Genomic DNA, 13,850 nt, shown 5'->3' with positions numbered 1-13,850 from the left:
ATACACGGCGGCAGACCATGTAATTTTAGCGGCTGCCAAAGAAATCTTCCACAAAACGTACAAACCTAATTTACAAGTGCGGCTGATTGGCGTAAAGTTGAGCCATTTGATCCAGGGCGAATACCAGTTGGATATGTTTTCCGGCGCAACCGAAAACCGCAAGTTGTACGATGCGATGGACCAAATTCGCAACCGTTTTGGCGAAGGCTCTGTTATCCGCGCCATTACTTTGGATAAGTTGTAGGTTACTTCCAACTAAAATTGTTCTTTTTTAATAAGAACAAAAGGCAAGCATATGCTTCTTTTATGCCTGTTTTTTTGGTGTCGAAATCAGCTTAAATCTCAGTTCAAAAAAATGTTGATAAAAGAAGCATTAGCCTTAACCTGTTTAAAATTAGTGCGTACAAGGAAAATATGAGTTGATTTTTTGCACATCCACAAAAACAAAAAATATGAATCCGGATCAATACTGCACTGTTTTAAATGTAGCTAATGTTATCAGCACCAACATCCTTGGTTTTACTTTTTGGGGTGCTTCGGTTGAGTTTGTTACCAACGACGACCTTAAATCTGTCGGCATTGTTTATTTTTTAAACAAAGATGAAGCGTTGAGTTTAAGAACGGGCAATAAGTTTTTGCGGTAAGAATTTGACATATGTAAATCCGCAGAACATAAACAGCGGATTTGGTGTTGATGCTGAAAAACAGTTATCATGCAAAATCCAAATTCGATTACCATTGCCGCAAAAAGTAAAAATCCTATAAAAGTTAAACGTTTCGGTTACGGAACGATGCGCCTTACCGGCGAAGGCGTTTACGGCGAACCGCCAAACCGGCCCGAAGCATTACAAATATTAAAACAAGCCATCGGCAGTGGCATCAATTTTATTGATACGGCCGATTATTATGGCGAAGATGTTACCAACCGTTTAATTGCCGAAGCTTTACATCCTTACCCGCAGGATTTGGTGATCTGCACCAAAGTTGGCACTACCCGCAAGCCCGATAAAAGCTGGATCACCTACAACAAACCCGAAAATTTACGCAGCAGTATTGACAAAAACCTGCAAACTTTAAAGCTGGAACAAATTACTTTAGTGCATTTTAGGGTGATGCAAGGCAGCGAAGTTCCGTTTAAAGAATCAATGGATGCAATGTTCGAAATGCAAAAAGAAGGAAAAATTTTGCATGTCGGCGTAAGTAATGTAAGTGCAGAAGAATTAGAAACTGCTTTAAGTATGGGCGACGTAGCCACAGTTGAAAACATGTTCGGTCACGGTCAGCGTAATACTTCAACATCGCATTACGGCGAAAACCGCGGCGGCGAAGAAGTGCTGGCGATATGCGAAAAGAACGAAATTCCGCTGATCCCTTATTTTTCACTCTTTACTTCAATGCCGAAAAAGGATGAAAAAATTGCTACAATTGCTCAAAAATACAACGTTACGGCGGCGCAAGTGAATTTGGCCTGGTTGTTACATTACTCGCCTTGGATTTTGCCAATTCCCGGTACCTCATCCTTGAAACACTTTGAAGAAAATTTAAAAGCCGCAGATTTAGTGTTATCCAAAGAAGATATGGAATTTTTAGGATAGTAAATTTAGGTTGATAAAAGAAGCATTGCTATTTCTAAGTAAAACTAAAAACAAAAGCCGTATCAACATAAACTGATACGGCTTTTGGCGTGCACTCGATAGGAATCGAACCTATATCATGAGAACCGGAATCTCACATTCTATCCATTGAACTACGAGTGCAGGGTTTTAATGTACTAAAAGAACCATTGCAATTGCAAATATATTATTTTCCTGCAAAAGCTGGAAAAGGCTTTAACATTAAAACTAAAAGATGTGTTTTCGCTTTCAATAATGGTTTGCTTAATTTATATCCTCGAAAATGGCAATGCTTCTTTTAGCACTAAAAAATTTGTGTTTATGTGGCCTTCCTAAAAAAATTATAAAGCGCCACTATTTTTATTGGATAAAAGAAGCATAAGAAATTTGCTAAGCAAACCTTAAACAAGGTTTAAGGTTACTTTTACACACTTTGTAAGCAACTACTTTTTAACTATGATTTGCGCTCGTTTAACGCCCAGGTTTCCTTGCATATCACTGCCTTCGATAATCAAGGAATAGCTGCCAGGATTGTCTGTAGTATAAAACTTAACAATTGCCTTGCCCTCTTTATCGGTAATAATATCAGGCCCCCAATAAATAGTTGATCGTATATCCGTCAGATTAGCTGTACTGTTGGAGTTGTATTTAGGGGAATAGAACTTTTTAGGCAAACTGAAAGGCATTGGCCTGAATACGTAAGTGCCTACGCTTTTCTTTACAAACGGCCCTTTGCCGCCACGGGTAGTTACCTCAATAAATGCATGTTCAAAAGGGTTGTCCATCGGGTTAAGGAGGTATTTACTACCGTACCGCATTTGATAACGGCCGCTGTACATCACTTCTATGCCCTTAATCTCTTCCGCATCATAATAATCTAAGTATTGCTTAAAGTATTCAAATAACGAAATCCCTTCCGGATGGAAGAATTCAATGTCCATGCCATCAATAATAAGGTGTACGGGCATTGTATTAATACTATAATACCGAAGGCCAGATTTATCAGTTCTGTAACCAAATCCTTTAACCCTTTTTTCCAATAAGTTGCCCAAAGTTGTCCTGCCTGCCTTTTCCAATTCCTGCTCATCAACAATGAGGTCTGCTTCGCCCGGGCCATTCAGGTTTTTAGAGTCTTTGATGATCCTTTTAGCTTTAATCACAACCTCTTTCAATACAATGGCGCCAATAGCTCGTTCCAAATCTTTTTTTAACCGGACTTGCTTATTGACAATTACTAACCTGCCAGTATCAACGTTTACATACCACGGCAGGATGCGCCCGGTTGTAGCTGTAAACACAGGCGGCTTAAATTCATCCATTTCAATCCCTACATTAAAACTTTTGCCTTTTTTGTTTTTTGCCTGGATAAAAAACACGGCCGTATCTGCCGGAAAAATGCCTTTAAAGGTAAAATTACCCTCATTATTGGTGATGGTATCCAAAAGTAATGCAGGCCTTTTTGAAAACAAGTTAACCCCTGAACGGGCAACTGGCTTGTTAAACATGTTGGTTACCTTGCCCTTTACAATAAACCCTGGTTCGGCAGCATAAGCAAAGGGTTTAGTCGGTTTAAAAACCTCGTTCCAATCATACCCAACCCATCCCTGCGCCAAAAGTAATTGATCTGTGTCCTGCCATTTTTTGATATTTGTTGCAGTATGCAAATAGTAACCGGGATCTTCTATATTCCCTTTCAAATCGGCAGCCAGTAGCATTTGTGTAATGATAGATCCGCCCGTAATGCTGTCTGTTTTAACTTGTCCATCATCCGTAACTGCAAGTGAAAAACTTCCCTGTACAGGCGCGCCATCTTTGTCGGACACCCTGATGCTTAACACAACACTATCTTTTTGCCGGTACAATTTTTTATTGCTGCTTAGTTGTATGTTGAGGTTGTCATTATGGTCAATAAATATAATTCGTTCATTAAGGGCATTTTTATCGGGACCGATGAGTGTAAAACGGGCAATGCCACTTGGAAAGGTTTTTTTACCAACACTGATTTTTACGGCGCCGTTGTTAAAATTGAATGCGGCCCCGTAGCAAACTATTCCTCTTGCCTCACCTATTAAATAATAATTATTACCGGCAGCCACTATATCTGCTGTGGCATTAAGGTTGATTTTAATCGAATCTTTTTGAAAAGGATTATTAATTTGGAGTGCTGTACCTGTAGCTTTTACTTGGGGCAAGGGATAAGTTTTGTATAAGCCGTTTGGCAATTTTATTTTGGCCGAATAAATTTCACCACTTTGCGGAAGGAGGTTAAAAGTACCGATGCCTTTATGTACTGAGCTGAAGGCAGCAACTTCCTGCCCTTTACTGTTATAAATATTGCCCGATACATTTGTGCCCAAGCCGTCTTCATTTATTGCTTTAAAGGCAATATGGGCTGGCAGGTTTGCAACCAAGTTCCCGCCTTCGGGCATAAATTGCAAGTCAATATTTTCAGGCCGATTAAGGATTACCGGGACCAGTAACTCTCGATTGCCTTCTCCTTTACGCATATCCCGTATTTGGAGTGATAGGTTTTTTGGATTTGCCTTTTCCGGAAAGTCAAAATTTACATCCAACAGCCCGTCAATACCTGTTTGTACATTATTTTTAAACCAAGTCTTTCTTCCTTCGGTTACCCGCACCTGCATTTCCCTTAAACCAACAGGTGCCTCATCAAACTGGTTAAATTTTAAACCGATCCTGATTTTATCCCTACCTGCATCTTTTGCCAAATGGGCGTTATAATTTATCAACCAATCGTTGTCGGTAGCATTACTCAAATAAAAGTGCTTTTTAAACACATAGTCCTCTCCAAAATTGCGCATCCAATTGGTATATGCCCTTAACAGGTATCCGCCTTGGGGCAGTTCTTTCCCGTCAAGGGTTATATTGTCGAAGGTAAGCCCGCTGTAAACTGGCAGCATAACCCGTTTCATCACCCGGTTGCTGTCGTTCGCAATCTCCAAATACAATACTCCACTTTTGCTTGAGGCATTAAAATAAGAGGCATCAAATAAATAAGCTTTAAACCATAAAGTATCTCCGGCACTATAGGAAGGCTTGTCGGTTTGCAGGTAAAGTTTCTCCATAGACAGATTATTGGTAAAACTGTTTACAGACGCCATAATCTTACTGATGCTTGTTTTTGGAGTATCTTGCGCCATAACAACATTTGCAACATTCCCTGATAACAATACAATAACTATGCACTTTAGTGCAAAAGTTATAAAGGGTTTGTAATTGTTGTTTTTCATTAATTGCTCAAGCAAATTAAGTGTTTTTTAGATTTTACTTTCAATGTTCCTTCGGATTTTATCAACGCTTATGGTGCTTCTTTTATAGGCAAAAAATCAGTTAGTTCATAGCCCGTTGCTGATAAAGCACAAAGACCAATTTTTTAATGCTAAAAGAAGCATGGCAGCCTTACGGCAACAAACCCTAAATTGCTTCAATACCGATTAGTTGGCAAAAGCAAGCGTATATTAATGTACAAGTTGTTTACAAAAACACTATCTTCCAACTTCTTTTTTATGCTATGCTGAAGTTAGATAAAGTAATGCTCAACCGTCGTAAATTTTTAACTGGTACGCTTGGCGCTTCCGGCGTGCTTTTAAGTGCCGGGCTTATCAAAAAAAATGTGGTAAAAGAAGCATTGGCCGCCAATTATCCCATTGTTATTTCCACCTGGGATTTTGGTATCCCGGCCAATCAGGAAGCCTGGAAAACCCTTTCTACAGGTGGCCGCGCTTTGGATGCCGTGGAAGCAGGCGTTAAAATCCCGGAAGCCGACCCAAACAACCATAGCGTTGGCGCGGCCGGTTATCCTGACCGCGACGGCCACGTTACGTTAGACGCCTGCATCATGGACGAAAAAGGCAACTGCGGCGGCGTGGCCGCCATGGAATACATTGACCATCCGATTTCGGTTGCGCGGATGGTGATGGAAAAAACTCCGCATGTTTTGTTGGTGGGCGAAGGCGCAACACAGTTTGCTTTGGAAAACGGTTTTAAAAAGAAGCAACTGTTGAACCCGGAATCGGAAAAGGCTTGGAAAGAGTGGCTTAAAACAGCAAAGTATAAACCGGAAATCAATGTGGAGAACCGATTATATTCTCCGCAGAAATTGCCCGGCAACCAATACAACCACGATACTATTGGGATGCTGGCACTGGATGCAGCAGGCAATATTTCCGGTGCTTGCACTACAAGTGGTATGGCTTGGAAAATGCACGGCCGGGTGGGCGATAGTCCGATTATTGGTGCCGGGTTGTTTGTGGACAACGAAGTAGGCGGCGCAACTTCCACCGGTGTAGGCGAGGAGGTGATCCGAAATGTAGGCAGTTTTTTGGTGGTCGAGTTGATGCGCCAGGGCTACAAACCGGAAGATGCCTGCAAAGAAGCCGTAAACCGGATCATCAAAAAGAAACCGGAACTGGCCAAAACGCTGCAAGTTGGGTTTTTGGCCATCAACAAAAAGGGCGAATACGGCGCTTATGCCATCCAAAAAGGCTTTTCGTTTGCGGTTTGCAACGCCGAAAAGCAGGATTTGCTGATCAAAGGGAAAAGCGTTTTTTAATCGGCAAAAATGGTCAAGATCGAAATTTGTGCCGGTTCGCTCCGTTCAGCTTTAAATGCCCAGCAAGGCGGCGCCTACCGCGTAGAGTTGTGCGATAATTTAAAGGAAGGCGGGACGACCCCATCTTTCGCGCAAATTGCTTTGGCCCGAAAATACCTCAACCTAAAACTTTACCCAATTATTAGGCCGAGAGGCGGCGACTTTTTATACGACGATGCGGAGTTTGAAATCATGAAAACGGATATTGCACAATGCCGGAATTTGGGTTGCGATGGCGTTGTTTTTGGTATCCTGAAAAAAAACGGCAACATTGATGTGGAACGTTGTCTCGAACTAAAACACGCGGCCGGGAATTTGGGAACTACTTTTCACCGTGCTTTTGACCGTTGTAAAGATCCTTTCGCAGCGTTGGAAGAAATTATTGAAATGGGTTTCGAGCGGATTTTAACTTCGGGCATGGAAAATAGTGCCGTAAAAGGAGCATCGCTTATTTCAAAATTGGTTGAACAGGCAAAAGGTAGGATTTCGGTTATGCCTGGCGCTGGCGTCCGCCCGGAAAATTTAAAACAGTTGATTGAACTGACAGGTGCCACCGAGTTTCATACTTCTGCAAAAGGCATTTTTAAAAGTGAAATGGTTTTTACAGATGTTAAAACGGGAAGTTATCAGGAAGAATTTTTGATAGAACAAACCGATGTTGATGTGGTAAAAGCGTTGGTTAAAATTGCGGGAAACATAGATTAGATACTGTTTTTACTGGCATAAAAACAGGATGACGGTAAATTTCCTACACTGATTTTTAGGTGATAAAAGAAGCATCAAATTTTATTCGCATCATCAGCCTTTTGAAAAAACAGCAATAAAAGCAAAAAGCTCCTGGTGTTTATTCCGGGAGCTTTTTGCTTTTGTTGTTTAATTTTAATTTTTCACTTTTAAATCCCACCATAAACGGGTGCCGCCATTGTCTGGCCCGTTTAATAAGGTAACAGCTTTGGTAACCTCGGCTTTGTTGTTATTGTATTCATCCTGTGAAAAAGGAAGCCTGCGGATAAAATCAGTCGTACTGATTGTGCCCTGGCTGTTGTTAACCACAACCGGCATCAAAACAGGGTAATTGGTTCTTCTAAACTCGGCCCAAGCTTCTTCGCCATCCGGCCATAAGCCTAACCATTTTTGGGTGATGATACGTTCCAGTTTTTGCTGGTATGTTGCCCCGTCGTCCCACTTAATCGTAATCTTACTCAAATAAGGCGATCCTGCAGGTACATTGTTAGTTGCGCTGGCAAGGTCTGCATAAGGTGCTTCTGTGCTGGTTGCATCATTGGCATAATTGCCCAAACTTCCGCTAACCCCGTTAAGGTCAAATGAAAGGGCAATCCCTTCATTATAAAAACCGGAAGGCGTGCCGCCCATGTTCCATCCGCGTAAAGCACCTTCGGCCTTTAAAAAAGAAACTTCAGAAGCTGCCATCAACTGGATTGGTGTACTTGCATTGGTGGTGCCAAAATTTAATAAACTGGCATCTGCATATTGCTGGGTAGAAGTAATGGCAACCCCGTTACGGATACCGCGGTACTGGCCGGCTCCATTAGGCTTAAAATAAACAGGAAGCCTTGGGTCGTTAAAACCTTTAAGGTAACATTCCATTGGTGCGCCCATATTGATGTCTCCATATTCATAGGTAATTGACCAAAGTGAATTGGTAAAAGTAACACCATTGGCCGGGTGTACAAAAGCATTGTCACCGTTTGTTGTAAGTAAACCATTTGGGTCGTTCACAGCTTCTTCTGCTTTAGTTTTTGCCAAAGTTGGGTTAACCATGGCAATGCGGATAGCCAAACGAAGTTTCAATGAGTTTGCAAATTTAAGCCATTGCTTATAATCACCATTGTAAACTAAATCATAAGGCTGAAATGGTTTTACTCCCGGATTGGTTTTAATGTATTGCGTCAAGGTTTTTATTGCGAAATCAAGTTCGGTAAAAAAAGTATTGTAAATTACTTCCTGGCTGTCATACGGTGTGGTGAAGCCGCCTTTTCCAAAAGAGGTATAAGGCATAGGGCCATAAACATCGGTAACGCGGTGCATGGCTTCAACCTTAAGTATATTGGCAATTGCTAAATAATCCGGTGAACTTGCTGCTGCTCTCTTGTTGACTTGTAACCAGTTGGACATAATATTTTGGAAGCCAATATTAAACGGTGCAGTGTTCCATCCCGGTACAAGCCCGTAATTGGTGTTGTTTACGCCACCATTAAATGGATCTCCGGACATCATGTAGCCGGAATAAATATCTGCATTTAAATTCTGCTGTAGTTGATACAGATAGTTGGTCGTACTGAAAATAGAAAGCTGCATGGGCAGCATAAAAGTACCCAAGCCTTCGCCATCAATTTTAAGCAGCGAATCTGTGGCATTATACCTGTTGGTGTTATACTTTTCAAAATCCTTGGTACACGACGTTTGAAATAAAACAGCACTTATGGCCAATAGTACCGGCCAGTATTTTATGGGCGTATTTTTTGTTTTCATGTTATCTTTATTTTAAATTAACGGTTAAAAACGGGCACTTATTTTAAAACCAATACTGCGGATGGTAGGCAGGTTAAACACATCAAGCCCTTGCAAACCATTGGCAGTAGATAAGGCAACATCCGGGTCAAAAGGGGCATTGTCTTTAATCATCCACAAATTCCTGCCGATTACCGAAAGGCCAACATTTTTAATTTTATTGTTTAAGTATGTGCCTGGCAGTGTGTAACCAAAAACCAATTCGCGCAAACGGATATTGGTAGCACTGTAAACATATTCTGAGGCAATGGCATTACGGCCGCCAACGGTTGTATAATATAATTGCGGATCTACTTTTTTACCATTCACAACAACACCGCCATTATCGCGAGCTTTGCCAGATGCTTCAGAAACGCCATATTGGTCAAGCACTGCCTGGGTTAAAGAAACAACCTGGCCACCAAACCTTCCATCTATCAAAAAACTCAACCTAAAGTTTTTATAATTGAACTCGTTTTGGAAACCGGCCAAAAAATTAGGGTTGTAATTTCCTATTTTAGTGTAATCTGATGATTTTATAGGGTTTCCGTTAGCATCTGTTATATAATTTCCATTAGCATCTTTTTCTGCAGCATTAGCATACATATCACCATACGAACCACCTTTTTGTACACGAAGGTTAAACACATCCGAAGAAAGGTTTACATAATCCAATGAAGTATTGGCACGGGTATAAGGATCGGTATATTCCAGTACATCCAAAACCTTGTTCCTGTTCAATGAAAAGTTCACACTTGGCCTCCAGTTAAAAGCCCCAAACTTTGCAGTATAAGCCAAAGTAGCTTCAATACCTTTGTTCATTAAATTACCACCGTTAAAATAATAACTGCTATAACCAGTGGACGGGCTTACACTAATTTGGTAAATTTGATTGGTACTAAAAGACTTGTACAAGTTTACAGTCAGGTTTAAATTGTCATTCAAAAAACGGCTGTCTAATCCAATTTCATAAGACCTGGTATTTTCAGGTTTTAAGGTATTAAACGGTGCTGCACCTATAGCATTTGTTGTTCCGTTATTAATAGCATAGGTAGGGTTTGTAGCATAATTAATCGAACTACCGTTACCTACATTGGTAATATTTGCCCTGATTTTTGCAAATGAAATAGCTTCCGGCAGTTTAAATAACTGGCTTAAAACAGCATTTAAACCAACAGCCGGATAAAAGAAATGATCTTTGTTTGTAAAAGCTAAACTTGAGTCCCAATCGTTACGGCCGGTGATGTCTAAAAATATTTTATTGTCATAACCTAAAGTAGCTGTACCAAATGCAGATTGTATCTGTCGCCTGTCTGCATATTGTGATGGATGTACGCGTGTATAATCAATATTGGATATGGAAAATACATTGGCAAAGTTTAACAAGTTGCCATCTGTAACAGAACCTTGTGTTTGGTTATTTTGAAAGCTGCCGCCCAAATTGGCAGTCAACGTAAATTTATCTGATAATTTTTTATCAAAACTTGCTATTACGTCAGCGTAAGTTTGTGTAACACCACTTGGGTTAAAAGTATATCCGCCTTTGGCTCCGGTAAGTGTAGTAATGGTTGAAGCATAGCGTTCAGCTTCATAAACATCGTCCGTACGGTCAACTTTTAATCTTCCCTGTATGTTCAACCAGTCTGTAATGGTGTATTTTGCACTGATGGTTCCCAATATTCGGTTTAAACGGTCCTGGTTGTTGTTGCGGTTTACAATCCAATAAGGGTTTTGCGTGGCAATATCGCTAATGGTATATGGCCAGTTTTGCGTATTTAGTAGTCTGGCCGGATTATAAACCTCATAATTGTTTTTGTACTGGCTAAAATCAACGCCTCTTGGAAAAAGATACAAAGGAACAATCGGATTATAGTAGAAACCCTGAAATGGACGGTTGTTTACGGCTTGTGAGATATAATTGGCAGAAACATCCAAAGATAATTTATTTTTAAAAAACTGGCTCGAGTTGCGTACCGTAAAATTGTATTTATCCAGTTTATTGTTCGGGATGATTCCGTTAGAGTTGGTATTTTCAAAAGAAAAATAAGTCTGGTTGGTTTCTGTGCCTGTTTGTACAGATAAAGCATTGATCAAAGTTCTGCCGGTATTGTAAAACGACTTAGGGTCGAATGTACTTGGAGAAGCCAGTTTGCTACCCCAGCTAAAAGGGGAATTTACAACAGGCTTTCCATTTTCATCCACTGTTGTTTCACCATAAGTATTTTGAAGTTTTGGTATTAAAAACGGGTTTTCAAAGGTTGTATTGGATGAAAAGTTAACTGTTGTTTTTCCTGCTAATCCTTTTTTAGTCGTAATTAAAATTACACCATTAGCACCCTGGCTACCATACAATGCAGCCGAAGATGACCCAGGAAGTACCGTAATGCTTTCAACGTCGTCCGGGTTAAGGTTTTCAATGGCATCGCCTCTGTCCTGGCCGCCAAATACACCTCCAATCTGTGCACTGTTGTTGCGTGGCATCGGGATACCATCAATTACATACAATGCATTGTTGTCGCCGTTGATAGATTTATTTCCACGCAAAACAACCTTAGTTGAACCGCCAACACCGGAAGAACTACGGGTGATTTGCGCACCGGCTACTTTGCCTGATAAACTATTGACTAAACTCGCATCCGGTACGTTCCTCAGTTCATTGCCGCTAACTGTTTGTACGCCATACGTTAACGACCGGGATTCCCTCCTGATGCCTAAAGCTGTTACCACAACTTCATTTAGGTTGTTTGTAGCAGGTACAAGGCGGATGGTAAGGGCTGTTTTTCCTGCAACCGGCACTTCCTGGTTTTGGTAACCGATATAAGAAAAAACCAAAACGGCATTTTCGGGCGCAGTAATAACAAAAGCACCGTTAACATCTGTTGATACACCGGCCGTTCCGTTCTTCACTTTTACCGAAACACCAATCAATGGCTGGCCTTTTTCGTCTAATACTTTTCCGGAGACATTAATGTCCGCAGCTTGGAGCTTTAACAACGCTGATTTAACCGCTATCGGTTTTAAACCTGCGGGATATGTAGAAATGCCGGCCGAAGCATCCAGGTTAAAAATTAACACAGATGCAAAGGTTGCTGTTAAACATAACTTTGGAAAGCCCTGTTTAACAGCAGTACCGGTTAGGTATTTACTGATTTTCATATAATAATAGGATTAAATTAAAAACTATGGCCTGCCCGAAAGCAGGTACTGTTAATAAAGAATGAGTGGTTTATCTTGAGATTGAGGTATTGGTTGTCAAGATTATAAGTAGTTTTTTTTCATCATAAGCAATTAAATTGGTGTGGTTAAATAGTTATATAAAAGGTAAAAATGAGCCAATAAATTTTTCTTCTGTTTTCAATTTCAAGTCCTGCTAAATTTTTACCTGGTAAAAGAAGCATTGCCGTTCTTACTTCAAAACCAGCAAAATTTGAGTAATTTTTAAATACCCTGTTCCTGATGGCATAAAATTTAAAGTACCGACTAAGTAAAAAATAATATTTTAAACTTCCTACTTCTTTTTAAAAAATTTAAAAAGTTTTTTATTTCTCATATTTTTATCGGATATATGTAGAAGATTGTACCTTAAAAAATGACCGCCAATCGTATAGAACATCTACTTAACCACAGTAATTTAATTAAATGCTTGTATTACAATGAGGTATTAACCAGTGCCGACATCAGTAACTACACAGGCAAAAGCATCCCGCATACCATTAAAGTATTGAACGAACTGATTAAAGAAGGTTATGTGGCCGAAAAAGGCTTTGCCAATTCAAGCGGAGGGCGCAAGCCCTTGAATTATTCGCTGATTGCCGATACCCATTATTTGCTTTCCGTAGCGATGAACCAGTTTTCGGCACAAATGGTGGTGGTGGATATGAACAACAACTTTGTAAGCAATGTTGTCCGCTACGAGTTTGACATACATCTTTTACAGGCCGAAACTTTTGTAGCCCATCTAAAAAACTTTTTGGAAAACTGCGGTATCCCCAAAACCAATATCCTCGGTATCGGCCTTACGATGCCGGGTTTTGTAGATACGGAGGCCGGTGTAAACTATACTTTCCTAAAAGTTAGCGGCCATACTTTGGTCGAATACATCCAGCAAAATATCTCCATCCCGGTTTTTTTGGACAATGATTCTACCGCTATTGCCTTGGCCGAGCAAAAGTTTGGCGTAGCGGCACACATTAAAAACGTGATGGTGCTTAACCTGGGCTGGGGAATTGGTTTGGGGATGATTTTGAACGATAAAATTTTCAGGGGAAACAACGGTTTGGCTGGGGAGTTCAGCCATATCCCGCTTTTTAAAAACGGCAAGCTTTGTAATTGCGGCAAGCACGGCTGCCTGGAAACAGAAGCTTCTTTAATTGCCGTAACAGCAACTGCAAAAGAAGGCATCCGGCAAGGGCAAATTACCAGCCTGGCCAATTACAAAGAAGTTGACGCCGATGTAATTATTACTGAGGCAATTAAAGGTGATGTGTTTTCTGTGAAACTGATCTCGGAAGCGGCGTATCATGTTGGCGAAGGTTTGGCTATCCTCATCCATTTGATGAACCCGGCCGCTATTGTTTTAAGCGGAAAAGGAAGCGTGGTAGGAAAACTGTGGCTGGCACCAATCCAGCAGGCCATCAACGAGCATTGCATCCCGATGCTGACCAATTATACCGAATTTATCATCTCCAACTTAAACACCAAAGCGCAATTGATTGGCGGCGCGGCGCTGGTGGTCGAAAACTTTGGCAAAAAACTGGAAGATAAATTGGCAGCCATAGAAGAAAGCGCTTATGCAAACTAATTTTCATCACCAAAAAAAGAGTGCTAAAAGAAGCATTGTGCTTCCATAAAAATTTACCATCATTTTAAACTGGATTATATTGCAAACTTCAACCAAACCAACAAAACTTAGTTTTTCAAAAACAGCAATCGTTGCAGCTTGCAGCCGGGCAATTACCCATGCTGTTTTTATCACTGTTTTTTTAGTGTCGGCAGCGCAGGCACAAACTGTTTACGAATTAAATTCCGGTTGGAGATGTGCACCGATTGCCGAAGCGAAAGAAAGCGGAACTGTTTTATCTCAAAATAAATTCAACCTTGAAAAATGGATGGCG

Annotated in this window: 9 protein-coding genes, 1 tRNA gene and 1 pseudogene (1 of these 11 running past the window's edge); 7 read left to right on the top strand and 4 right to left on the bottom strand. The window is 40.6% G+C overall.

Annotation, left to right across the window (positions count from 1 at the left end; genetic code table 11):
• The 3 genes and pseudogenes from dinB to Q0192_RS17575 form a co-directional block, all read left to right on the top strand.
• Positions 1 to 244 (top strand): annotated as a pseudogene (gene dinB / locus Q0192_RS17585) (DNA polymerase IV) (it extends 926 nt beyond the left edge of the window).
• Positions 245 to 452: 208 nt separating this feature from the next.
• Positions 453 to 644, top strand: a complete 192-nt coding sequence (locus Q0192_RS17580; RefSeq protein WP_299291595.1) for a hypothetical protein — start codon at positions 453 to 455, stop codon at positions 642 to 644.
• Positions 645 to 713: 69 nt separating this feature from the next.
• On the top strand, positions 714 to 1,595 hold the full coding sequence (locus tag Q0192_RS17575; protein WP_299291593.1) for an aldo/keto reductase: 882 nt from the start codon (positions 714 to 716) through the stop codon (positions 1,593 to 1,595).
• A 90-nt stretch (positions 1,596 to 1,685) separates the two neighbouring features.
• On the opposite strand, the gene Q0192_RS17570 is transcribed toward Q0192_RS17575, so the two are convergent.
• A tRNA-Arg gene (locus Q0192_RS17570) sits at positions 1,686 to 1,757 on the bottom strand.
• Positions 1,758 to 2,056: 299 nt separating this feature from the next.
• Positions 2,057 to 4,735: a hypothetical protein gene (locus Q0192_RS17565; protein ID WP_299291591.1), complete on the bottom strand. Its 2,679-nt coding sequence runs from the start codon at positions 4,733 to 4,735 to the stop codon at positions 2,057 to 2,059.
• A gap of 410 nt (positions 4,736 to 5,145) precedes the next feature.
• Between Q0192_RS17565 and Q0192_RS17560 the strand changes: the two genes are divergently transcribed.
• Positions 5,146 to 6,186, top strand: coding sequence for a N(4)-(beta-N-acetylglucosaminyl)-L-asparaginase (locus Q0192_RS17560; RefSeq protein WP_299291589.1), 1,041 nt, complete (start codon positions 5,146 to 5,148; stop codon positions 6,184 to 6,186).
• A 9-nt stretch (positions 6,187 to 6,195) separates the two neighbouring features.
• Positions 6,196 to 6,930 (top strand): copper homeostasis protein CutC, encoded by a 735-nt coding sequence (locus tag Q0192_RS17555; protein WP_299291587.1) that lies wholly within the window; start codon positions 6,196 to 6,198, stop codon positions 6,928 to 6,930.
• Positions 6,931 to 7,104: 174 nt separating this feature from the next.
• Here the strand turns inward: Q0192_RS17555 and Q0192_RS17550 are convergent, their stop codons facing one another.
• Positions 7,105 to 8,718: a RagB/SusD family nutrient uptake outer membrane protein gene (locus Q0192_RS17550; protein ID WP_299291585.1), complete on the bottom strand. Its 1,614-nt coding sequence runs from the start codon at positions 8,716 to 8,718 to the stop codon at positions 7,105 to 7,107.
• A 24-nt stretch (positions 8,719 to 8,742) separates the two neighbouring features.
• Entirely contained in the window at positions 8,743 to 11,892 is a 3,150-nt protein-coding gene (locus Q0192_RS17545) for a SusC/RagA family TonB-linked outer membrane protein (RefSeq protein ID WP_299291583.1), read from the bottom strand.
• 433 nt (positions 11,893 to 12,325) lie between these two features.
• On the opposite strand from Q0192_RS17545, the gene Q0192_RS17540 reads away from it, so the two are divergent.
• Both Q0192_RS17540 and Q0192_RS17535 read left to right on the top strand, forming a co-directional pair.
• The gene (locus Q0192_RS17540; RefSeq protein ID WP_299291581.1) at positions 12,326 to 13,537 is read left to right on the top strand and encodes an ROK family protein; all 1,212 of its coding nucleotides are present in this window, start codon (positions 12,326 to 12,328) and stop codon (positions 13,535 to 13,537) included.
• A gap of 79 nt (positions 13,538 to 13,616) precedes the next feature.
• A partial coding sequence (locus Q0192_RS17535) for a hypothetical protein (RefSeq protein ID WP_299291579.1) occupies positions 13,617 to 13,850 on the top strand: 234 nt, incomplete at its 3' end.

This window comes from uncultured Mucilaginibacter sp., from assembly GCF_937859865.1.
Classification (GTDB): domain Bacteria; phylum Bacteroidota; class Bacteroidia; order Sphingobacteriales; family Sphingobacteriaceae; genus Mucilaginibacter_A.
This window is presented reverse-complemented; position numbering and strand designations above follow the sequence as displayed.

Bases quoted from the DNA above. Each gene is read 5' to 3' on its own strand.
- Q0192_RS17580 (WP_299291595.1), top strand. From the start codon at position 453: ATGAATCCGGATCAATACTGCACTGTTTTAAATGTAGCTAATGTTATC.
- Q0192_RS17575 (WP_299291593.1), top strand. From the start codon at position 714: ATGCAAAATCCAAATTCGATTACCATTGCCGCAAAAAGTAAAAATCCT.
- Q0192_RS17565 (WP_299291591.1), bottom strand. From the start codon at position 4,735: ATGGCGTCTGTAAACAGTTTTACCAATAATCTGTCTATGGAGAAACTT.
- Q0192_RS17560 (WP_299291589.1), top strand. From the start codon at position 5,146: ATGCTGAAGTTAGATAAAGTAATGCTCAACCGTCGTAAATTTTTAACT.
- Q0192_RS17555 (WP_299291587.1), top strand. From the start codon at position 6,196: ATGGTCAAGATCGAAATTTGTGCCGGTTCGCTCCGTTCAGCTTTAAAT.
- Q0192_RS17550 (WP_299291585.1), bottom strand. From the start codon at position 8,718: ATGAAAACAAAAAATACGCCCATAAAATACTGGCCGGTACTATTGGCC.
- Q0192_RS17545 (WP_299291583.1), bottom strand. From the start codon at position 11,892: ATGAAAATCAGTAAATACCTAACCGGTACTGCTGTTAAACAGGGCTTT.
- Q0192_RS17540 (WP_299291581.1), top strand. From the start codon at position 12,326: ATGACCGCCAATCGTATAGAACATCTACTTAACCACAGTAATTTAATT.